Consider the following 22,303-nt stretch of genomic DNA (forward strand, 5'->3'; position numbering starts at 1 on the left):
TTTCCCCCTCCCCCTTGTGCGAAGGGGTTAGGGGTGGGGGTGGCTCCGGAAGGGGCGCCGCCAGTGAAGCCGCTCTACGCCGAACCATTCATTCAGTTCTGAACCACCCCCACCCCCACCCTCCCCGCAAGGGGGAGGGTGACGGCGACCGTCGCGGCTCGCATATCGACGGAGCAGCATCATGAGCGCCTCAAAAATCCTCTCGATCGATCATGTGGGGGTGCGCTTCGGCGGGCTGATCGCGATCGCGGACCTTCACTTCGACGTCCGCGAGGGCGAGATCCTCAGCCTCATCGGGCCGAACGGCGCGGGGAAGACGACGGCGTTCAACGTCTGCTCGGGTTTCCTGAAGCCGAGCCAGGGCGAGGTGCGCTTCAAGGGCGCGAGCCTCGCCGGACTTTCGCCCAACCGCATCAACCGCCTCGGCCTCGCCCGCACCTTCCAGCGCACGAGCGTTTTCCCGGACGATACGGTGCTGGACAACGTGCTGATCGGCCTCCACCGTGAGGACGGCGGCGCGAGCCTTTTGGACGCGATTTTCAACCTGCCGAAGGAGCGCCGCGGCGAGGCGGCGCGCCGGGCGAAGGCCCGCGAGCTCATCGAGTGGGTGGGTCTCGGCTCCCGCGCCGACGAACGGGCGGGCTCGCTCTCCTATGGCGAGCAGCGGCTCGTCGGCGTCGCGCTCGCACTCGCCACCGACCCGGCGATGCTGCTGCTCGACGAACCGGTCTCGGGCATGAACGCGTCGGAGACCAAGAACTTCGTGCGCCTGATCCAGTCGGTTCGCGACCGCGGTGTCACGATCCTCTTGGTCGAGCACGACATGCCGATGGTGATGGAGGTCTCCGACCGCATCGTGGTGCTGAACCACGGCCGCCTGATCGCAGACGGAACGCCGGCCGAGATCCGGCAGGATCCGGCCGTCATCGAAGCCTATCTGGGCAAGAGCGCCGCGACCCTTCAGGCCGAGCAGGAGGCCGCCCATGCTTGAGATCCGCGACCTCGAATGCGGCTACGGGCCGGTGGCGGCGCTCAAAGGCGTCAGCCTCGACGTCGGAGAGGGCGAGCTCGTCGCGCTGATCGGCGCGAACGGGGCCGGCAAGTCGACGACGCTCCGGGCGATCTCGGGGCTGGTGAAGCCGAAGTCCGGCTCGATCCGCTTCGCCGGGCAGGACATCACCGGCGCAGATCCTGCGAAGATCCTCAGCCAGGGCGTCGCGCACTGCCCCGAGGGGCGGCGCGTCTTCCCCTATATGAGCGTCGCCGACAACCTCGCCATGGGGGCCTATCTCCGCAAGGATCCGATCCGCGTCCGGCAGGACTACGACCGCGTCTATTCCGACTTCCCGCGCCTCGCCGAACGCCGGCATCAGGCGGCCGGCACGCTCTCGGGCGGCGAGCAGCAGATGCTCGCGATCGGCCGCGCGCTGATGTCCCGCCCGAAGCTCGTGATGTTCGACGAGCCCTCATTGGGCCTTGCGCCCACCATCGTCGAGCAGACGCTCGGCATCATCAAGTCGATCCGGGACGGCGGCGCGACCGTGCTGCTCGTCGAGCAGAACGCCTTCGCGGCGCTCGAGCTCTGCGACCACGCCTATCTCATCGAGACCGGCCGCGTGGTGCGACGCGGCCTCGGCAAGGAGCTGATCGCCGACCCGCATGTGCGCGCCGCCTATCTCGGCGGCTGACCGAAACGGCAGGCGGCGGTTCGACGCCTTGCCTTCTCGCCCGGCGGCGAAAGGTCTCGCGTCAGCCCCCGCCACTCATGCGAGACTTGCGTCCATGGATCTGACGAAGCTGCCGTTCGACGCCGACCTGATGCTGGCGGGCCTGCGCCGCTGGGTCGAATGCGAGAGCCCGACCTTCGAACCTCACGCGGTCAACGCGATGATGGACCTCGCCGCCGCAGACCTCGCGGCGGCGGGCGCCGAGGCGCGGCGCGTCCCCGGCCCGCCCGGCCTCGGCGACTGCGTGCTCGCCGAGTTTCCGCACCCGCGCCGCGGCGAGAAGGGCGTGCTCGTGATGGGCCACCTCGACACCGTCCATGCGCTCGGCACGATCGAGACCTTCCCGTTCCGCCGAGAGGGCGGCCGCGCCTACGGCCCCGGCATCCTCGACATGAAGGGCGGAAACTTCCTCTGCGTGGAAGCGATCGCGGCGCTGGCGCGCGCCGGGCTCGAGACGCCGCTGCCGGTCCGCGTGCTGTTCACCTCCGACGAGGAGATCGGCAGCCCGGGCTGCCGCGCGCTGATCGAGGCGGAGGCCGCCAGGGCGGCTTACGTGCTCGTGCCCGAGCCAGCCAATCTCGACGGCGGCCTCGTCACCGGCCGCTACGCCATCGCGCGCTATGACCTCGAGGCGCGGGGCCTCTCCAGCCATGCGGGCGCGGACCTCAGGAAAGGCCGCTCGGCCATCGCCGAGATGGCGCGGCGCATCGGCGAAATCGAGGCCATGACCGACGAGGACTGCACCTTCTCGGTCGGCGTCATCCATGGCGGGCGCTGGGTGAACTGCGTGCCGCAGGCCTGCCGCGCCGAGGCGCTCAGCATGGCCAAGCGCCAGGCCGATCTCGACCGCGGCGTCGAGCGCATGCTGGCTCTGACCGAAGTCGACGAGACCGGGATCGGCTTCCGCGTGACGCGCGGCGTCACCCGCCCGGTCTGGGAGCCGAGCGGCGCGACGATGGCGATGTACGAGATCGCGCGGGAGATCGCCAAGGAGCTCGGCTTCGAGCTCACCCACGGCTCCGCCGGCGCCGGCTCCGACGCCAACTTTACGGGCGCGATGGGCGTTCCCTCGCTCGACGGCCTCGGCGTGCGCGGCGAAGGCTGGCACACGCTCAACGAACACATCGAGGTCGACAGCCTCCCCGAGCGCGCGCGGCTGGTCGCGGGCCTGCTGATGAGGCTGAAATGACCTTCCGCCCCGCCTTCGCGAGCGACGGGACGCTGGTCGCGCCGCCCGTCGACATGCCGGAGCTCTGCCGGGCGGGCGCCTCGAAGCTTTCGCGCATGCTGGCGGCCGTAGACGTCTCCTCTGTCGAGGTGGTCGAGGCTCATCTCGGCCAGATCGAACGGACGAACCCGACGCACAACGCGATCGTCACCATGCGCGCCTCCGACAAGATCCTGACCGAGGCGAAAGCCGCCGACGCCGCCCGCGCCGCGGGCGCGATTGCCGCCCCGCTCGCGGGCCTGCCAATCGCGATCAAGGACCTGCAGCCGACCAGGGGCCTCAAGACCACCTTCGGCTCGCCGCTGTTCGCCGACTTCGTTCCCGACGCCGACAGCCTGACGGTCGAGCGCCTCAGGGCCGCGGGCGCGATCGTGATCGGCAAGACCAACACGCCGGAGTTCGGCCTCGGCTCGAACACCTACAACACCGTGTTCGGGCGCACGCTGAACGCCTTCGATCCGAGCCTCACCGCCGGCGGGTCGAGCGGCGGGGCGGCGGTCGCGGTGGCGCTCGGGATGCTGCCGATAGCCGACGGCTCCGACTTCGGCGGCTCGCTGCGCAATCCCGGCGCCTACAACAACGTCTTCGGCTTCCGTCCCTCGCTCGGCCGCGTGCCGAACGTCCCGGCCAAGGACGCCTTCTACGGCTCGTTCTCGACCGACGGCCCGATCGCTCGCAGCGTCGAGGATCTTGCGCTGACGCTCTCCGTCATGGCGGGCTACGATCCGCGCACGGCGCTCGCAAGCGCCGACGAGGGCTTCCGCTACGAAGACCGGCTCGGCGGCGCGGAGGCGCTGAAGCCGAAAGTCGCGTGGCTCGGGAGCTTGTACGGCCGGCTGCCGTTCGAGCCCGGCGTGCTGGAGATCTGCGAGGCCGCGCTCGCCGCCATGGAGCCGGCCGGCTGGCGCGCCGAGGCGGCGGCGCCGGACTTCGACTTCGAGGCGCTCTGGCGGAGTTTCGTCACGTTGCGGGGGCTCGCGGCGCTCACGAGCCACGGCGCCTATCGGGCGTCGCCTGAACAATACGCGCAGCTGAAACCCGAAATGCGGTGGGAGATCGAGACCGCGGCGCGGCTGTCCGCCGACGACATCGCGGCCGCCATGACGACGCGCACGCGCTGGCGGGAGACCGCGCTCGGCCTGCTGGAGCGCTTCGACGCGATCGCGCTGCCGACCGCGCAAGTGTTCCCCTTCCCCGTCGATTGGGACTGGCCGAAGGAGATCTCGGGCGTCCCCATGGACAGCTATCACCGCTGGATGGAGGTCGTGGCGCCCGGTTCCATGACGGGGTTTCCGGTCGTCAATCTTCCCGCGGGCTTCGCCGCCGACGGCCGCCCGATGGGGTTCCAGCTCATCGGGCGGCCGCATGGCGACCTCGACCTGCTCCGCATCGCCGCCGCCTACGAGGCGGCCGCCCCACGCGCGTAACTCAAGGACTGCCGGTGAAACCCGACACGGCCCGCTTTCTTCGCGACCTCCACGAGCTTCGCCAGATCGGCAAGTTCAAGACCGGCGTCCACCGGCCGACCTACTCGCCCAACGACATGGTCTCGCGCGAATGGCTGATGCGGCGGATGGAGGAAGTCGGCCTCGTGTCCGAGATGGACGGCGTCGGCAACGTGCTCGGGCGCTGCAAGGACGACGGGCCGAAGTTGCTGGTCGGCAGCCATATCGAGACGCAGAACGAGGCCGGCTGGCTCGACGGCGCGCTGGGCGTCATGGGGGCGCTCGCGCTCGCCCGCGCGGGGCTGCCCGTCGACGTCGTGGCCTTCGCCGACGAAGAGGGGCATTTCGACTGCGGCTTCCTCGGCTCTCGCTCGGCGATCGGCGACCTCGGCGAAGACGAGATCGACGCGAGTGTCGACCGCACGCGCGGGACGCCGCTTCGCGAGGCGCTGCGCGCCGCCGGCCTCGAGGGACGCCCGCGGATGCGGATCGATCCGGCCCGCTACAAGGGCTATTTCGAGATGCACATCGAGCAGGGAACCGCGCTCGAAAACGCCGGCGAACGCGTCGGCGTCGTCACAGGCATCGTCGCGATCTGGCAGTACCGCCTCATCGTCGAGGGCCGGCAGGACCACGCCGGCGGAACGACCATGGCCGAGCGCCGGGACGCCGGGCTCACCGCCGTGCGGCTGCTCGGCGAGATCGACCGCGAGTTTCCGCGCGTCTGCGGCGAGCGCACGACATGGACCTGCGGGCGCATCGCGCTCGATCCGGGAGCGCCGAGCGTCATCCCGGGCCGCGCCGAGGTGCTGTTCCAGTTCCGCGACGTCTCGATCGAGGTTTTGCAGCGCCTGGAGGCGACGCTGCGGCGGCTCGTGCAGGAGAGCAACCGGCGCGAAAAGTGCCCGGTCAGCATCGAGACGCTGCGAAAGCCCATGCCCGCGATCTGCGACCCGGCGATGATGGACGCGCTGGCGGCGGCCGCCGAAGAGCTTGCGCCCGGCGCGTGGCGGCGCATGCCGAGCGGCGCCGGCCACGACGCGCAGAACATGGCCGCCATCATGCCCGCCGCCATGCTGTTCACGCCTTCGATCGGCGGGATCAGCCACCACTGGGCGGAAGACACCAAGGAAGAGGATCTGGCGCTCGGTCTCGAGGTGCTGTGCGCCGGGGCGGAGCGGTTTCTGAAGGCGTAGCGCCGCGCTTGTCCCGGACGTGATCCGGGACCCAGAAACGACGCCAGCTCCGAAGAAGACGCCGCCGACGGTCGCGCCTCACATGGGCCGCGCAGCGGTTCTGGGTCCCGGGTCAAGCCCGGGACAAGGGCGCGGGAAAAGGCCGAACCGCCTGCTTCGAGACCCCGCTTCGCGGCTCTGCGAGCCATGAGAGTCGTCGGGAGGCTGAAAACCCGCCGACCTTCCTCATGCTGAGGAGGTCCGAAGGACCGTCTCGAAGCACGCAGTTCGCCTCAGACGGACCTTCCCCGCGCCGCCACCTCAAGCTCCCCCACGATCTCCCCGCCCCGCACCGCGACGAGCCGATCCACCATATTGATCACCGCGCAGACATGGTTCGGCACGACGCGCACCACGTCGCCGATCCCGGGCTTCGAAGCGCAGGCCGAGAGGTCGAGAAACCCGTGCTCCTCCGACAGCGCGTTGACGGCGGCGTCGGGATGCTCCAGCACGAGCCCGAACCCCGTCTGTCCGAACTGGTCGCTCGTGAGCATCTTCGAGCCCGCGTCGAGAATCCCGCGATCTGCTCCCGCGCGGCTGACGACGGTCGAACAGATCGCGACCGCGCAGTCCTCGAGCCGAGCGACGCCCGCCGCCATCTGCATGCGGTCGTTGAAGATGTATGTGCCCGGCCGATGCTCGGTCGCGCCTTTGAGCGCGGAGAGATGCGCGAGGTTCGGCGTGCCCCCGGTCGAGACGATGCGGCAGTCGAGCCCCGCGTCCCGCAGTCCCGCCCGCGCCGCATCGAAAAAGGTCTGGGTCTCGGCCCAGCGGTCCGGCGGCGGGTAGAGCAGCAGCCCGGCGAAGGCGAGGCCCGGCGTCGCGGCGATGCGTCTCGCAAGCGCGACCGCCTCGCCCGGCGTCTCGACGCCCGCGCGCCTCATGCCGGTGTCGCACTCCACCACGACGTCGAGCGTGCGGCCAGCGGCCGCCGCGGCGCCTGCGAGGCCGTCGACGGTCGTCGCGCTGTCGGCCGCCACCGTCATCTTCGCGCGGCCCATCAGCGCCGCGAGACGGCCAAGATTGCGCTCGCCCAGAATGTTGTAGCTCACCAGAATGTCGTCGAGACCGCCCGCCGCCATCACCTCGGCCTCGCCAAGCTTCTGGCAGGTGATCCCGCGCGCCCCGGCCTCCACCTGAAGCTTCGCCAGCACCGGCGACTGTGCGTCTTCACATGGGGCCGGCAGGCGAGGCCCGCGGCGTCGCAGAGCGCCTGAACGCGCGTGATGTTGGCCTCGACGACGTCGAGATCGACCACGACAGCGGGCGTGCCGAATTCCTGCGCGATGCGCGCCGCCAGAGCCGTCACGGCAGGATCCGGACGATCGCCTCGATCTCCACCGTCATGCCGTTCGGCAGCGAGCCCATGCCGACCGCCGAGCGCGCATGCCGTCCGCGCTCGCCCAGCACGGCGACCAGCAAGTCCGAGCAGCCGTTGATCACCTGCGGATGCTGGGTGAAGTCCGGCGCGGCGTTGACCATGCCCAGAAGCTTGACGATCTCGACCTTGTCGAGATCGCCGACCGCAGCCTTCATCGCGGCCAGCAGGCCAAGGCCCACAAGCCTGGCGTGCCCGTTCGCCTCCTCGACCGAGACCTCCGCGCCCACCTTGCCGACATGGTGCGAGCCGTCCGCGAGCCGCGGTCCCTGCCCCGAGAGGAACAGCAGGTCTCCGACGCGCTTGGCCGGCACATAGGTCGCGACCGGCGTGTAGGTGTCAGGCAGCGTCAGGCCGAGTTCGGCGAGTTTCTGTTCGGCGGTCATGCCGCAACCTTCTTCCCGAACGCCGTCCCCTCGGCCGAGTGCCACCACTTCCCCTTCAGCACGACGCCCTCCGAGACGATCTTCTGCGCCCCCGTCATATGCTCTCCGACCGTATCGACATAGTCGAACGCGCCCTCGCGCACGCTCAGCACCGTTGCGTCGCCAAGCGAGCCGACCTTCAGCGAGCCGTGGTCCGGCCGCTTCAGGGCGAAGGCGGCGTTCGCCGTCGAGCGGCGGACGACGTCGGGAAGCGCCATGCCGAGGCACAAAAACTTCGACATGGTCGTCACCTGGTCGAAGGCCGGACCGTCGATGCAGAGCTGGTGGACGTCCGACGAGATGGTGTCGGGCGCGAACCCCTGCGCCAGCATCGCGCGCGCGGTCTTGAACGAGAAACTGCCCATGCCGTGGCCGATGTCGAACAGCACGCCGCGCTCGCGCGCCTCCCGCACCGCGCGCTTCACCGTGCCCTGCGCCGTGCAGGGCGCATTGGGGAACGGGCGGAAAGCATGGGTCAGCACGTCGCCCGGCCGCAACATCGCCAGCACCTCCTCATAGGAGGGCGGCGGATGGTCGATGTGGCACATCAGCGGCATGCCGACCTCGTCGGCGACCTGCAGCGCGATGTCGAGCGGCGCGGTTCCCTGGTCGCCCGAGGCATGACGGCCGACCCGGACCTTGATGCCGACGATGAGGTCGCGGTTCGCGTCGGCGACCTGCGCGGCCTCCTTCGGCGCCATGAGCCGGATGTCCTCGCTCTCGCCCACCATCACGGTCTTCGAGAACCCGAAGATGCCCGCGAAGGACACGTGGAGATAGGCGAGCACGCGCGCTTCCGCGCGCTCGATGACGTGCTTGCGAAAGCCCGCCCAGTTGCCGGGGCCGGCCGAGCCGGTGTCGATCGAGGTGGTGACGCCCGAGAGCCGGCAGAACGCGTCGGGGTCGACGCCGAGCGACGTCCCGCCCCAATAGACATGGGTGTGGAGGTCGATCAGCCCGGGCGTGACGATCGCGCCGGAGACGTCGCGGATGTCTGTCTGCGCTCCGCCGGGGAGGTTTGGCCCGAAGCCCGACACCTTGCCGTCCGTGAAGGCGACGTCGGCGATCCCGTCGAAGTTCTGGGAGGGATCGACGACCCGCGAGCCGCGGAGGATGAGGTCGGGAGCCGCCGCCGTCATAGCGTTCTCCGGACCGCCGCCTGCTTGTCCCGGACTTGATCCGGGACCCAGAAGCGAGACGGTTGCTTTGGCGACCGCCGCGGCCGCCGCCTATTTCGGAAGCGCCGACGGCTCTCTGGGTCCCGGATCAAGTCCGGGACAAGGAAGGCGCATCACGCCCGCGCCCCGCTCAGCAGCGGATTGTCCTGCGCGTCGCGGTCATTGAGGTGGCAGGCGGCCTCGTGGCCCTTCTCTACTTCGCGCAGTCGCGGCTCTTCCGATTTGCAGCGGTCGAACGCATAGGGACAGCGGGTGTGGAAACGGCAACCGCTGGGCGGGCTGATCGGGCTCGGAACGTCGCCCTTCAGCATGATGCGCTCGCGCTTGGCCAGCGGGTCCGGCGTCGGCACGGCCGAGAGCAGCGCCTCGGTGTAGGGGTGGCGCGGCCGCGCGAAGATCTGCCGCTTGGTCCCGATCTCGGCGATCTTTCCGAGATACATGACCGCGACGCGATGCGTCATATGCTCGACGATCGCGAGGTCGTGGCTGATGAACAGAAGCGCGAGGCCGAGCTCCTTCTGCAGATCGCCAAGCAGATTGACGATCTGCGCCTTGACCGAGACGTCGAGCGCCGACACTGCCTCGTCGCAGACGATGAGGTCGGGCTCGGCCGCAAGCGCGCGGGCGATGCCGACGCGCTGGCGCTGGCCGCCAGAGAATTCGTGCGGCCAGCGGCCGAGCGCTTCCCTTGGCAGGCCGACCTTGTCCATCAGCATGTTGAGCTTGCGGGTCAGTTCGGCGTTGTCCTTCGCCAGCCCGAAATTGTTGATCGGCTCGGCGAGCGCGTCGCGGACCCGGATGCGCGGATTGAGGCTCGAGAACGGATCCTGGAACACGACCTGCACGCGCCGCCGGTAGGGCCGCAGCTTGGCCGAACCCATGTCGTCGATGCGTTTGCCCGCGAGAACCACCTGGCCGCCCGTGGGCTTCAGCAGGCGCAGGATGGCGCGTCCGACGGTGGACTTGCCGCAGCCGCTCTCGCCGACGAGCGACAGCGTCTCGCCGCGCTCGACGCGGAACGACAGCCCGTCGACCGCATAGACGTAGCGCCGTTCGCCGAACAGCGCCCCGCCGAGGGGGAAGTGCATCTTGAGGTCGTTGACCTCGAGCAGCGGGGCGGTCATGGGGCGTCTCCCCTCTTGTCCCGGACTTGATCCGGGACCCAGAACCGATGCGGTTTCTCAGATGATCGCGACGGCCGCCGTCTCCTTTGGAAGCGCCGTCGGTTCTGGGTCCCGGATCAAGTCCGGGACAAGGGCTGCGCTTTCCCCTCACGCCGCGGCCTCCGCGGCGTCGCGGTTCGAGAAATGGCACGCGGCGAGATGGGCCGGCGCCTTCTCCTCGAGCGCCGGCGCGAACTGGCGGCAGACGTCCTCGGCGTCGGGACAGCGGCTTGCGAACACGCAGCCCTCGATCTTCTTCTTCAGGCTCGGCACGATGCCGGGAATCTCGGCGAGCCGCTCGGCCTCGCCGTCGAGCGAGGATCCGAGCTTCGGCACCGCCCCGAGAAGACCGCGGGTGTAGGGATGCTTGGGGTCGGCGAAGAGGTCGTTGACTGGGGCCTCCTCGACCTTGCGTCCGGCGTACATCACCACCACGCGGTCGGCGACCTCGGCCACGACGCCGAGGTCATGGGTGATGATCAGGATCGCGGCGCCGACGCGCTGCTTGAGGTCGCGCATCAGGTCAAGGATCTGGGCCTGGATGGTGACGTCGAGCGCTGTGGTCGGCTCGTCGGCGATCAGCAGCTTCGGCGAGCAGGCGAGCGCCATGGCGATCATCACGCGCTGGCGCATGCCGCCCGAAAGCTGGTGCGGATATTCGCCCGCCCGGCGCTTGGGCTCGGGAATGCCGACGAGGCGCAGCATCTCGACCGCCTTGTCCTCGGCGGCGGCGCGGCCGAGCCCCTGATGGAGCCGCAGCGACTCCCCGATCTGCCGGCCGACCTTCAGCACCGGATTGAGGCTCGTCATCGGCTCCTGGAAGATCATCGAGATGTCGTCGCCGCGGATCTTGCGCATCTCCTTCTCGGAGAGCTTGAGCAGGTCCTTGCCCTCGAAGCGGATCTCGCCCGCGGACCTGCCGGGCGGCTCGGCGATCAGGCGCATGATCGACATGGCGGTGACCGACTTGCCGCAGCCGCTTTCGCCGACGACCGCGAGCGTTTCGCCCTTGTCGATGTGGAACGAGACGCCGTCGACCGCCCGGTTCACTCCGTCGGGAGTGCGGAAGTGGGTCTGGAGACGGTCGACTTCGAGCAGGGGCATCAGGCGTACTCCGGCGACGCCGCCGTCATGCCCGCGCGGCAGCGCGGGTATCCACGACTTCCTGGGCCGCGCGCTCTACGCCCAAGTCGTGGATACCCGGACCAAGTCCGGGCATGACGCCGGTGGTTCGGGAGAGAATCTCCCATCACAAGCTCTTCGCCATGCGGGGATCGAGCGCGTCGCGCAGGCCGTCGCCGAGGAGGTTCACGGCGAGGACGGTGAGCGACAGAAAGATCGCGGGGAAGAACACGATCGTCGGCTTCACCTGCCAGAGCGCCCTGCCCTCCGCCATGATGTTGCCCCAGGACGGCGTGATCGGCGGCACGCCCGCGCCGATGAACGACAGGATCGCCTCGACGATCATGGCGGAGGCGCAGATGTAGGTGGCCTGCACGGTCATGGGCGCGAGCGTGTTGGGCAGGATGTGGCGGATGACGAGCATCGGCGTCGACGTGCCGGCGGCGATCGCCGCGTCGATATAGGGCTGCTCGCGCAAGGACAGCACCACGCCGCGCACCAGCCGGGCGACGCGCGGGATTTCGGCGAGCGTGATGGCGATGACGACGTTTTGCAGAGAGCCGCGGGTCAGCGCCATCAGCGCGACGGCGAGCAGGATCGGCGGGATCGACATCATGCCGTCGATGAGCCGCATCACGACGCCGTCGATCCAGCGCACGGTGCCCGAGACGAGCCCGATGGCGAGGCCGAAGACGGAGGCGAGCACCGCCACCGAGAAGCCGACGACGAGCGAGACCTGCGCGCCGTAGACCACGCGCGAATAGAGGTCGCGGCCAAGCATGTCGGTGCCGAACCAGAAGTCGGCCGAAGGCGGCCGCAGCCGTCGCGACGGCGCGAGTTCGCCGGGGTCGACGGTCCCGAGCAGCGGCGCGAACGCCGCGACCGCGATCATCGCGAGCAAAATCGCGCCGCCGAGCGCCGCCGCGGGCCGGCGGCGGACGACGCCCCAAAACCCTTTCAGGGGCTTGCGCGCGGGAATGACGTCGGGCAGCTCCTCGGCGACCTTGAGGCCGGGCGGAGGCGCGAGGGTCCTGGCTTCGACGGCCATCAGTAGCGGATCCTCGGATCGACCCAGACATAGACGAGGTCAACGGCGAGATTGACCAGCACGTAGACGAAGCTGAAGAGCAGCACGACGCCCTGGATCACGGGGTAGTCGCGCCGCAGAATCGCGTCGACCACGAGGCGGCCGAGGCCCGGGATCGCGAACACGCTCTCGGTCACCACCGCGCCGCCGATGAGCAGCGCGACGCCGATGCCGATGACGGTGACGATCGGCACCGCCGCGTTCTTCAGCCCGTGCACGAAGAGGATGCGCCGCTGGCCGACGCCCTTGGCCTTGGCCGTGCGGATGTAGTCCTGGCCGAGCACGTCGAGCATCGCGGCGCGGGTGATGCGGGCGATCAGCGCGATGTAGACGAGCGCGAGCGTCACGGACGGCAGGATCAGGCTTTGGATCCACGGGCCGACGCCCGCCGAGATCGGCTTGTAGCCCTGGACCGGAAACCAGCCGAGCTTCAGCGCGAACACATAGGCGATGAGGTAGCCGACCACGAAGACCGGGGTCGAGAAGCCGAAGACCGCGAAGGCCATCGCCGAACGGTCGACCCAGGTGTCGGCCTTCCACGCCGCCACGACGCCCATCGGCACCGCGACGCCGACCGCGATGATGAGCGTCACGATCATGAGCGAAAGCGTCGGCTCGACGCGCTGCGCGATCATGGTGGTGACCGGCATGTTGGTGAAGATCGAGGTGCCGAGGTCGCCGGACAGGATCTGCCCCACCCATTCGAAGAAGCGGATGAGATAGGGCCGGTCTAGACCGAGCCCGGCGCGGATCTTCTCGACGTCCTCGGGAGAGGCCTGGTCGCCCGCGATCACCGCGCCGGATCGCCGGGCGCGACGTAGAGCAGGCTGAAGACGAACAGCGCCACCACCCCCATGACGGGGATGGTCGAGAGGATGCGGCGCAGGACGACCGAGGACATCAGCCGCTCCCTTCGAACGAGCCCGGGATCAACGAAGTGCGTGCTTCGAGACGCAGGCCTCCGGCCTGCTCCTCAGCATGAGGGGGGTGGGTGGGCGCCAAAGCACAAACCATCCTCATGCTGAGGAGCGAAGGCGTTTCGCCGTCGCGTCTCGAAGCACGCAGTTGGCCTCGGCCATGCGCCACCGGCTCACGCCTCCTTGGTCACGTCCCAGAAGAACGGCAGCGGGCCGCTCTTCACGCCCTGTACGTTGCTGCGCCACGCCTGGTAGCTGAGGAAGAAGCCGGTGACGCCGTAGACCACGTCGTCCACCGCCGCCTCGTTGGTCTTGGCCAGCGCCGCCTTCTCGGCCTCGAGATCAGCCGCTTCGAACCAGGCCGTGATGCCCTCTTCGGTCTTGGGGCTGTTGGGCCAGCCGAACCACGCCTTCTCGCCGTTGGCGCGCAGCGCGTTGTAGCCGGCGGGCGACAGGCAATCCGCGCCCGCGTGCCAGGTGTGGAACATGTTCCAGCCGCCTTCCTTCGGCGGCTTCTTCGACGCGCGCCGGGCCCCGACCGTGCCCCAGTCGGTCGCCACGAAGTCGACGGTCATGCCCATGCGGCGGAGAAGGTCGGCGGTCACGTCGCCTTGCGCCTTGGTGATCGGGTTGTCCTGCGCCACCACGCAGGTCACGGGCGTGCCGTCATAGCCGGCCTTCTCGAGCAACTTCTTGGCCTCGTCGATGCTCGCCTTCTTCAGGATGTCGCCGCCCTGCTCGCTGTAGAACGGGGTGCCGGGCGTGAAGAAGCCGGGCATCGGCTTCCAAAGATTGTCGTCGGAGCCGACGATCGCCCGCATGTAGTTTTCCTGGCTCATCGCGGTGAGCACGGCCTTGCGCACCTCCACCTTGTCGAAGGGCGGATAGAGGTGGTTCATGCGGAAGGCTCCGACATTGCCGAGCGGGTCCGCGATGTCGACCTTCACGTCGGAATTGCCCTGCAGCACCGGCACGAGGTCGGAGAGCGGGTTCTCCCACCAGTCGATCTCGCCGTTCTGGAGCGCCGCGAGCGCGGTCGCGGGGTCCGGCATGATGATCCACTCGATGCGGTCGACCATCATGCGCTTGGCGCCGGCGAGCCACGAGGCGGGCTCGTCGCGGGACTTGTAGTCCTCGAACTTCTCGAACACCGCGATCGCGCCCGGCACCCATTCCTTCTGCGCGAACTTCATCGGCCCGGAGCCGACATATTCCTTGATCTGGGTGAAGGGGTCGGTCTTGGCGATCCGCTCCGGCATCACGAAGGAGCACGGCGCGTTGTTCTTGCCGAGCGCCAGCAGCATCTTCGGATAGGGCTTCTTCAGCGACCACTTGAACGTGAGGTCGTCGACCGCGACGAGCTCGTTCTGGATGACGCGGATCATCAGGCCCATCGGGTCGCGGGCCGACCAGCGCGCGACCGAGGCCACCGCGTCCTTGGCGAGCACGGGCTCGCCGTCGTGGAACTTCATCCCCGAGCGCAGCTTGAAGGTCCAGACAAGGCCGTCATCGGAGACGGTCTCGCTCTCCACCATCTGGCGCTGCGGCTGCAGCTTCTCGTCGACGCCGTAGAGCGTGTCCCAGACCAGCGCCGCGGCGTTGCGGACGACGTATTGCGTTCCCCAGATCGGATCGAAGTTGGCGAGGTTCGCCTGCGGCACGAACTTCAGGGTCTTCTTCGCCGCGCCGAGCGCGATGGAGGGCGCGGCGAGCGAACCGGTCGCTCCGATAAGTCCCGCGCCAATCGAGGCCTGAAGGAAAGTGCGACGATCCATCGGTGTCTCCCGGTAGCGGCGTGGGCCGCAAGCTGGCGCCTGGCGCGCCAGCCAATCCGTCTGCAGAGATCGTGCCATGCCCGGACCGTCAGACGACGACAGGCGCGCAGTGGGCCGCTCACCATGGCCCCGGGTTTAGAAGTGATCAAGCAATGAGCGGTCGCGTCGCTAATTTGTGCGCGCCCAATCGATGGGCGGCGGCGAGCGCGCGCTATGTTGGCCGCAGTCGCGGCCCGAAACGCCGCCCGGAAGCTCAAGCGAGGCCCCGCCCATGTCAGCGAAGCGCGTCCGCTCACTCCCTCCCGTCGCCCTTGGCCTGCTTGCGCTGGCGGCTCTCGCCTTCACGCCGCCCGAGCGCGCGGCGGCGCAGACCAAGACGACGATCAAGGTCGTGATGCATTCGGGGATCAACATCCTCGACCCGATCGTCACCACGGCGCACATCACCCGCAACCACGGCTACATGGTGTTCGACACGCTGCTCTCGATGAACAGCAAGTACGAGCCGACCCCGCAGATGGCGGACTTCAAGGTCTCGGACGACAAGCTCACCTACACGTTCACGCTGCGCGACGGCCTGACCTGGCACGACGGCGCGCCCGTCACCGCGGACGACTGCGTCGCCTCGCTCAAGCGCTGGGGCGCGCGCGACGCCGGCGGCCAGATGCTGATGGACTCCGTCGAGAGCATCACCGCGGACGGCGACAAGGCCATCGTGCTGAAGCTGAAGAAGCCCTTCCGCTACGTGCTCGACCTCATCGCCAAGCCCGCCTCCTACGTGCCCTTCATGATGCCCAAGCGCCTCGCCGAGACGCCTCCCACGACGGCCGTCAAGGAGATCGTCGGCTCCGGCCCGTTCCGCTTCGTTCAGGCCGAGTATCGGCCGGGCGACCGCACGGTCTACGAGAAGTTCGAGGGCTACAAGCCGCGCGCCGAGGCGCCGAACTGGATGGCGGGCGGAAAGGCCGTGAAGGTCGACCGCGTCGAGTGGATCAACATGCCCGACATGCAGACCGCGGTGAACGCGCTGGTCACGGGCGAGATCGACTACATGGAGCAGCCGCCCGTCGACCTGCTGCCCCTGCTGCAGGCTGTCCCCGACGACGTGAAGGTCGATTTCTACAACGAGCTCGGCTCGCAGACGATGGGCCGGATGAACTTCCTCTATCCGCCCTTCAACGACATCCGCATCCGCAAGGCGGCGCTCTACGCGCTCAACCAGGAGAGCGTGCTGCAGGCGCTGATCGGCGATCCCGAATTCTTCCAGACCTGCCCTTCGGTCTATGGCTGCGGCACTCCGCTTTCGACCGAGGCCGGCGAAGGCGCCGCGACCATCGCCAAGAGCGGCGACGTCGAGAAGGCGAAGGCGCTGCTGAAGGAGGCGGGATACGACGGCACGCCCGTCGTCATCATGCACCCGACCGACACGCCCTCGACCTCCTCGCAGCCGGTGGTGGCGACCGAGCTGCTGCGCGCCGCAGGCTTCAAGGTCGATCTCCAGCCGATGGACTGGCAGACGCTGGTCGCCCGCCGCGCGAGCCAGAAGCCGATCGCCGAGGGCGGCTGGAACATGTTCTTCACCAACTGGGTGATCCCGGAGGTCTGGAACCCGATCGTCAATCCGATGATCAACGGCCGCGCCAAGACCGGCTTCTTCGGCTGGCCGGACGATCCCGAGCTCGAGAAGATGCGCGCCGACTTCGCGGCCGCCGAGACGGACGACCAGCGCAAGCAGATCGCCGAGAAGGTTCAGGCTCGGGTCTATGACCAGGTGATCTATGTGCCGCTCGGCCAGTATCGCCAGCCGGCCGCCTGGCGGGCCTCCGTGTCGGGCGTGGTCAAGGCCCCGATCCCGGTGTTCTGGAACATGGAGAAGAAGGGCTAGCTCACATGGCCGCCCGAACCTCGGCCGTCATGCCCGCGCCTTCGCGCGGGTATCCACGACTTGGACGTAGAGCCCTACGATCTCAGTAAGTCGTGGATACCCGGCTCCGCCGGGCATGACTGACTGAGGCGTGTCAGCACTTACAAGGGAACTCCAGCATGCCCGCCCTCCCCGAGATCCTCGCCTTCGCCGACGACATGACGGCGCTGCGCCGCGACCTCCATTCCCACCCCGAGATCGGCTTTCAGGAGACCCGCACATCGGGCGTGGTGGCCGAAAAGCTCGCCTCCTACGGCGTCGAGGTGCATCGCGGGATCGGCGGCACGGGCGTCGTGGGCGTCCTGAAGGGGTCCGGCGGCCCCGGCCGCGCCATCGGCCTTCGCGCCGACATGGACGCGCTGCCGATCGTCGAGACCACCAACCTGCCGTGGCGCTCGAACAACGCGGGCGTCTCCCACGCCTGCGGCCATGACGGCCACACCACCATGCTGCTCGGCGCCGCGCGCTATCTGGCGGAAAAGCGCGACTTTCCCGGCACGGCCGTGTTCGTGTTCCAGCCCGCCGAGGAAGGGCTCGGCGGCGCGCGCGCCATGATCGCCGACGGGCTGTTCGAGAAATTCCCGGTCGACGAGATCTACGGCCTCCACAACGACCCCTATCTGGAGCCCGGCGAAATCTCGGTCTTCCCCGGCCCGGCGATGGCGGCGGCCGACTTCTTCGACGTGAAGATCGTCGGATCGGGCAGCCACGCGGCGATGCCGCAGATGTCGCGCGATCCGGTCGTCGCGGCCTCGGCGCTCGTCATGGCGCTGCAGTCGATCGTCTCCCGCAACGCCAACCCGTTCGAGTCGCTGGTTCTGTCGGTGACGCAGGTCCATTCGGGCTCGGCCTACAACGTCATCCCCGAGGAGGCGACGCTGACCGGCACGATCCGCGCCTTCGACCCGACGATGATGGAGCTCGCCCGCAAGCGCATGAAGGAGATCTGCGCCGGGATCGCGGCGACCTACGCGGTCGAGGTGACGCTCGACCTTCGCGACGTGTTCGACGTGCTGATCAACACCGAAAGCGAGACGCCGCCATGGCGGAGGCCGCGCGGGACGTCGTGGGCGACACGGGGCTGATCACCCGGCCGCGGCCGATGATGGGCTCGGAAGATTTTGCCGACATGCTGCGCAAGGCGCCGGGCTGCTACGCCCGCGTCGGCCATGCGGGCGACCTGCCGCTGCACAATCCCGGCTTCGTGCTGGACGACGCCATCCTGCCGGTCGGCGCGAGCCTCTTGGCGCGGATCGTCGAGCGTCGGCTCGCCGCCTGAGCGCCGGAGGGCGCGGCAGCGCCTATGCGGCCGTCGAGATGTCGTGCGAGGCCGCGATCTTCGACCAGATGTATTCGCCGGACTTCACCGGCGCGTAGCGCGGCGGGTTCGCCTCGTCGCAGCAGCTCGGCAGGCAGGCGACCTCGGCTTCCTCGTTCGGCGCGGTGAACGCCACCATCGAAAGCCGCGCGGTCGAGCCGGTGAGCGCGCGGTTGGGGTTCGAGACCCGGTGGAGCGTCGATCTCCAGCGATCGTTGGTCCAGCGGGCGAGCAGGTCTCCGACATTGATGACGAAGCTGTTCGGGACGACGCCGGCCTCATGCCAGACGCCTTCTTTGTCCGCGACCTCGAGGCCGCCGGGCGCCTGGTCCTGCCGCAGGATGGTGAGCCCGCCATAGTCGTGATGGGCGCCGTAGCGCAGCTGGCCGGGAGCCGGCGGCTCGACCTGATCGGGATAGTGCACGAAGCGAAGGGTGAGCGCCGGATCCTCGAAGACGGGGTCAAAGTGGTTCTCGGGCAGATCGAGCGCCAGAGCGGAAAGCCGGGTCAGCCGATCGGTGAGCGTCAGGATCTCGCCGCACCACTCGCGCACGAGGCCGGAGAGCTCCGGCGGCTCGGCGGGCCAGATGTTCGGCTTGACCGCCCTTCCCTCGCGATGCGGCGCGTTGAACACGAGCGCCTCGCACAGGTCCGTCAGGGTTTCGCCCTTCAGCGTCCTGGCGACGCTCTCGATCCCCATGGGCAGATAGCCGCGGCCCTTGGTCTTCTCGGGCGCCTTGTCGGCGAGCTTCGCCTCGACGTCTCGGGCGAAATAACGCTTCATGGCGTCGTAGGTGGCGGTCGCGAGGCTTTCGGGCACGCCATGCCCGACCACGACGGCGAAACCCGTGGTCTCAAGCGCATCGCCGAAGGCGCGCGCGACTGCTTTCTTGGCGGCCGCCGCCGTCGATGAAGGGCGCGACGTCGACGATCGGCAGGTCCATCGATCCTCTCCTCGCCGTCCCTGCTCGTGATCGGCTCGTCCCCGCCGGCTTTGCGGCGCGGACCGAGCTTCAGGACACGCCGAGCTTCTTGCGCTGGCGCGCGATGACGGCGATCGCGGCGAGCGAGACCCCGATCACGCCGAACGAGACCAGCGTCGTCACCGCGCCGAGCGCATAGAGCACCGGCGTCGTGACGTTGGTGGTCATGCCGTAGATTTCGAGCGGCAGCGTGTTGAACGAGCCCGCGGTCATCAGCGTGCGGGCGAACTCGTCATAGCTGAGCGTGAAGCCGAACAGCCCGACGCCGACCAGGCTCGGCGCGATGATGGGCAGCACCACATGGGCGAAGGCCTGCCAGCTCGAGGCGCCGAGGTCGCGCGCGGCCTCCTCGTAGGCCGGCGAGAAACGGTTGAACACCGCGAACATGATCAGCACGCCGAAAGGCAACGTCCAGGTGAGATGCGCGCCGAAGGCGGAGCTCCACCAGGTCGGCTCCAGCCCGAGGATTTGGAACGACAGGCCGATGCCGAGGCTCACCAGGATCGAGGGCACGACGAGGCTCGAGATCGCGAGATAGAACAGCGGCGTCGCGCCGAAGAAGCCGCGCCGGAAGGCCAGGCCCGCGAGCAGCGAGACCACCACGGTCGTCGCCATCACCATCAGGCCGAGCAGCGCCGAGCGGGTGAAGGAGCCGCCGAAATCGCCGACGGCCTGCGTCTCGAACAGGTTCTGGAACCAGCGCGTCGAGACCCCGTTCATCGGGAACGTCAGGCCGCCGTTCGGGCCCTGGAACGACAGGATCAGGATGGTCGAGAGCGGGCCGTAGAGGAACAGCACGAACAGGGCGAAGAAAGCCGCGAGCAGATAGAATTCGAGCGTGCGCCGGTCAGAGGTCATCCGGCGCTCCTTCCTTGTCCCGGCCTTGAGCCGGGACCCAGAAACGGCACGCTCTGGAAGTGGACCTCAACGCAGCCGCCTCTTTCGGCGCCCGCATCGGTTCTGGGTCCCGGCTCAAGGCCGGGACAAAGGCGGCGGAGCGCCATCACAGCTCCTTCCGGATGTCGACGATCTTCAGGATCGCGGCCATCATCAGCAGCACGAGGATCAGCAGCGCGACCGCGTTGGCGGCGGCGGCCGGATATTGCAGCAGCGAGATCTGGTTCGCGATCATCAGCCCCATCGAGGCCGACTGGCCGCCGGACATGAAGCGCACGGTGATGAAGTCGCCGAGCACCAGCGTCACGACGAAGATCGAGCCGATGGCGATGCCGGGCTTGGCCAGCGGAATGATGACGTTGGTGAGGATCTGCCAGCTCGACGCGCCGGCGTCGCGCGCGGCCTCGACCAGCGACCGGTCGATGCGCACCAGCGTGTTGAAGATCGGCGTCACCATGAAGAGCGCGTAGAGATGCACCATCGCCAGGACGACGGCGAACTCCGAGAACAACAGGAATTCGAGCGGCGCGGGCACGATCCCGAGTTCGACGAGCGCGGAGTTCAGCAGGCCGTTGCGCCCGAGGAACGGCACCCACGAGATCATGCGGATGATGTTGGAGGTGAGGAACGGCACCGTGCAGACGAGAAACAGCACCGTCTGCATCTTCGAGGTGCGGACGTGGAAGGCGAGGAAATACGCCACCCAGAAGCCCACCACGAGCGTGATGGCCCAGACGATGGCGACGAATTTCAGCGTGTTGAGGAAGGTCGACCAGGTGACCCAGGAGCCGAGACTCTCCTCGTAGTTGAGCGTCACGAAGGCCGGGTAGATCTGGACGCTGTCATAGTCCCAGAAGCTGACGATCACGATCGCGGCGATCGGCAGCAGCAGGAACGCGCCGAGGATCAGCGCGAGCGGCGCGGCCTGGAGATAGGGCGCGAGCGGAAGCGCGAGGCGCCTTTTGCGCGGGGGAGCCTCGGTCTCGACTGAAGTGGGGGAGGCGTCAGCGGCGACGGTCATGCGTTTTCGCTCGACGGTAGGGACTCCTTCTCCCGCTTGCGGGAGAAGGTAAGGATGAGGGGGCGTCCAGCGACCTCCCTGATCTGCGACAGACCCTCACCCTTACCCTCTCCCGCGCGCGGGAGAGGGGGGCGGAGGCGTCGCGGACTAGGGCCGAAGCGCATCCTCACGCGGCGATGAACTCGTTCCACTTGCGGACCATGTAGCGGTCCTTGTCCATGACCGCGTTCCAGCAAGCGACCTTGCCCATGCGGTTCTCGAAGGAGCCGCCGTCGCGCACCGCGCCGGCCTTCTCGATCGGCTTGCCGTCCGGCGAGGTGATCTCGGCGGCGGCGGGCTTGCCTTCCATCCAGAAGCCCCACTCCTCCGCCGACATGTGCTCCTTGGCGGTCGAGGGGCAGGCCGAATAGTAGCCCTGGCGGTTGAGGTAGGCGCCGCACCAGCCCGACAGATACCAGTTGATGTATTCATAGGCCGCGTCGAGCACGATGCCCTTGACGTTCTTGCCGATGCCGAGGCCCCCGCCCCATGCGCGATAGCCTTCGGCGAGCGGCTGGTAGACGCAGGGGATGCCCTTCGACTTCACCGCGGTCACCGCCGGCGACCACATCGACTGGATGATGACCTCGCCCGAGGACATCAGGTTCACGCTCTCGTCGAAGGTCTTCCAGAAGGCGCGGAACTGGCCGCCCTTCTTCGCCTCGATCAGGACCGCGATGGTCTTGTCGATCTCCTCCTCGGTCATGTTGCCCTTGTCGCCGTATTTGATGAGGCCTGCGCTCTCGCAGATCATCGCGGCGTCCATGATGCCGATCGAGGGGATGTTGAGGATCGACGCCTTGCCCTTGAACTTGGGGTCGAGGATGTCCTTCCAGTTGGCGATCGGGCGGCCGACGAGGTCTGGCCGGATGCCGAGCGTGTCGGCGTTGTAGATCGTCGGGATCAGCGTCATCCACTCGGTCGGGGCCTTGGCGAAGGTCTTCGCGCCGGGGGCCTCGACGAAGGTCACCGTGTGGGGCGCCGTCCCTTGAGCGATCGTGCTCTCGGGCGTCAGCTTGCCGGTGGTGAAGATCGGCGTGATCTTGTCGTAGTATTTGATCTTCTTGACGTCCATCGGCTGCAGCGCGCCGGTCGGGAACACCTTTTTGCAGATCCAGTATTCGATGTCGGCGATGTCGTAGCTGTTGGGCTGCGTCACCGTGCGCTGCGTGACGCTGTCGGAATCCAGCGCCGTCATCTGCAGCGTGAAGCCGAGATCCTGCTTCACCTTCTCGGCGATGGCGTTGAGGTTCGACACGCCGGTGCCGAACTGGCGCAGCGTCACGTCCTTGATGTTCTGCGCCCAGATGGTCGGAAAGCCGGTGATCGCGCCCGAACCTGCGGCGACGCCGGCCGCGGCCGCGCCGGTCTTGAGAAGGCTCCGGCGGTCAAGGCCGCGCGGCGTTTCCGTCGAGTCGGTCATTGGTCGTCTCCTTGGGTG

16 protein-coding genes and 4 pseudogenes are annotated in these 22,303 nt (G+C 68.4%); 7 read left to right on the forward strand and 13 right to left on the reverse strand.

Going from position 1 to position 22,303, the window contains the following annotated elements:
* Positions 1-181: 181 nt before the first annotated feature.
* The 5 genes from K6K41_RS00185 to K6K41_RS00205 all read left to right on the forward strand — a co-directional run bounded on the left by K6K41_RS00185 (position 182) and on the right by K6K41_RS00205 (position 5,596).
* Positions 182-991 (forward strand): ABC transporter ATP-binding protein, encoded by an 810-nt coding sequence (locus K6K41_RS00185; protein WP_261403450.1) that lies wholly within the window; start codon positions 182-184, stop codon positions 989-991.
* On the forward strand, positions 984-1,688 hold the full coding sequence (locus tag K6K41_RS00190; protein ID WP_261403451.1) for an ABC transporter ATP-binding protein: 705 nt from the start codon (positions 984-986) through the stop codon (positions 1,686-1,688). The genes K6K41_RS00185 and K6K41_RS00190 overlap by 8 nt, the downstream gene beginning before the upstream one ends.
* Before the next feature lie 94 nt (positions 1,689-1,782).
* Positions 1,783-2,916, forward strand: coding sequence for a M20/M25/M40 family metallo-hydrolase (locus K6K41_RS00195; protein WP_261403452.1), 1,134 nt, complete (start codon positions 1,783-1,785; stop codon positions 2,914-2,916).
* On the forward strand, positions 2,913-4,382 hold the full coding sequence (locus K6K41_RS00200) for an amidase (protein WP_261403453.1): 1,470 nt from the start codon (positions 2,913-2,915) through the stop codon (positions 4,380-4,382). Before K6K41_RS00195 ends, K6K41_RS00200 begins: the two co-directional genes overlap by 4 nt.
* 8 nt (positions 4,383-4,390) lie before the next feature.
* Positions 4,391-5,596 (forward strand): Zn-dependent hydrolase, encoded by a 1,206-nt coding sequence (locus K6K41_RS00205; RefSeq protein WP_261405864.1) that lies wholly within the window; start codon positions 4,391-4,393, stop codon positions 5,594-5,596.
* Between the two features lie 272 nt (positions 5,597-5,868).
* Here K6K41_RS00205 and K6K41_RS00210 read toward each other — a convergent pair.
* The 8 genes and pseudogenes from K6K41_RS00210 to K6K41_RS00245 form a co-directional block, all read right to left on the reverse strand.
* Positions 5,869-6,944: pseudogene (locus tag K6K41_RS00210) on the reverse strand (D-TA family PLP-dependent enzyme).
* Positions 6,941-7,399: a RidA family protein gene (locus K6K41_RS00215; RefSeq protein ID WP_261403454.1), complete on the reverse strand. Its 459-nt coding sequence runs from the start codon at positions 7,397-7,399 to the stop codon at positions 6,941-6,943. The pseudogene K6K41_RS00210 and the gene K6K41_RS00215 overlap by 4 nt, the downstream one beginning before the upstream one ends.
* Positions 7,396-8,577: an amidohydrolase/deacetylase family metallohydrolase gene (locus K6K41_RS00220; protein WP_261403455.1), complete on the reverse strand. Its 1,182-nt coding sequence runs from the start codon at positions 8,575-8,577 to the stop codon at positions 7,396-7,398. Before K6K41_RS00220 ends, K6K41_RS00215 begins: the two co-directional genes overlap by 4 nt.
* A 152-nt stretch (positions 8,578-8,729) precedes the next feature.
* The gene (locus tag K6K41_RS00225; RefSeq protein ID WP_261403456.1) at positions 8,730-9,740 is read right to left on the reverse strand and encodes an ABC transporter ATP-binding protein; all 1,011 of its coding nucleotides are present in this window, start codon (positions 9,738-9,740) and stop codon (positions 8,730-8,732) included.
* A gap of 147 nt (positions 9,741-9,887) precedes the next feature.
* Positions 9,888-10,883 (reverse strand): ABC transporter ATP-binding protein, encoded by a 996-nt coding sequence (locus tag K6K41_RS00230; RefSeq protein ID WP_261403457.1) that lies wholly within the window; start codon positions 10,881-10,883, stop codon positions 9,888-9,890.
* 145 nt (positions 10,884-11,028) lie between these two features.
* Entirely contained in the window at positions 11,029-11,949 is a 921-nt protein-coding gene (locus K6K41_RS00235; protein ID WP_261403458.1) for an ABC transporter permease, read from the reverse strand.
* Positions 11,949-12,889: pseudogene (locus K6K41_RS00240) on the reverse strand (ABC transporter permease). Before K6K41_RS00240 ends, K6K41_RS00235 begins: the two are co-directional and overlap by 1 nt.
* A gap of 189 nt (positions 12,890-13,078) precedes the next feature.
* Positions 13,079-14,680, reverse strand: a complete 1,602-nt coding sequence (locus K6K41_RS00245) for an ABC transporter substrate-binding protein (RefSeq protein WP_261403459.1) — start codon at positions 14,678-14,680, stop codon at positions 13,079-13,081.
* 271 nt (positions 14,681-14,951) lie between these two features.
* Here K6K41_RS00245 and K6K41_RS00250 point away from each other — a divergent pair, with 271 nt between their 5' ends.
* Both K6K41_RS00250 and K6K41_RS00255 read left to right on the forward strand, forming a co-directional pair.
* Positions 14,952-16,565, forward strand: coding sequence for an ABC transporter substrate-binding protein (locus K6K41_RS00250; RefSeq protein WP_261403460.1), 1,614 nt, complete (start codon positions 14,952-14,954; stop codon positions 16,563-16,565).
* A 158-nt stretch (positions 16,566-16,723) separates the two neighbouring features.
* A pseudogene (locus tag K6K41_RS00255) lies at positions 16,724-17,883 on the forward strand (M20 aminoacylase family protein).
* Between the two features lie 22 nt (positions 17,884-17,905).
* Here the strand turns inward: K6K41_RS00255 and K6K41_RS00260 are convergent.
* The 5 genes and pseudogenes from K6K41_RS00260 to K6K41_RS00280 form a co-directional block, all read right to left on the reverse strand.
* Positions 17,906-18,556, reverse strand: coding sequence for an isopenicillin N synthase family dioxygenase (locus K6K41_RS00260; protein WP_261405865.1), 651 nt, complete (start codon positions 18,554-18,556; stop codon positions 17,906-17,908).
* Positions 18,557-18,763 (reverse strand): annotated as a pseudogene (locus K6K41_RS00265) (2-oxoglutarate and iron-dependent oxygenase domain-containing protein); the annotation flags it as partial.
* Between the two features lie 172 nt (positions 18,764-18,935).
* Positions 18,936-19,763, reverse strand: coding sequence for an ABC transporter permease (locus tag K6K41_RS00270; protein ID WP_261403461.1), 828 nt, complete (start codon positions 19,761-19,763; stop codon positions 18,936-18,938).
* A 145-nt stretch (positions 19,764-19,908) separates the two neighbouring features.
* Positions 19,909-20,823 carry an ABC transporter permease gene (locus K6K41_RS00275; RefSeq protein ID WP_261403462.1) on the reverse strand — a complete coding sequence of 305 codons (915 nt, stop codon included), beginning with the start codon at positions 20,821-20,823 and terminating at the stop codon, positions 19,909-19,911.
* 166 nt (positions 20,824-20,989) lie between these two features.
* On the reverse strand, positions 20,990-22,285 hold the full coding sequence (locus tag K6K41_RS00280; RefSeq protein ID WP_261403463.1) for an ABC transporter substrate-binding protein: 1,296 nt from the start codon (positions 22,283-22,285) through the stop codon (positions 20,990-20,992).
* Positions 22,286-22,303 lie beyond the last annotated feature (18 nt).

This window comes from Chenggangzhangella methanolivorans (assembly GCF_019797865.1).
Taxonomy (GTDB): domain Bacteria; phylum Pseudomonadota; class Alphaproteobacteria; order Rhizobiales; family Methylopilaceae; genus Methylopila; species Methylopila methanolivorans.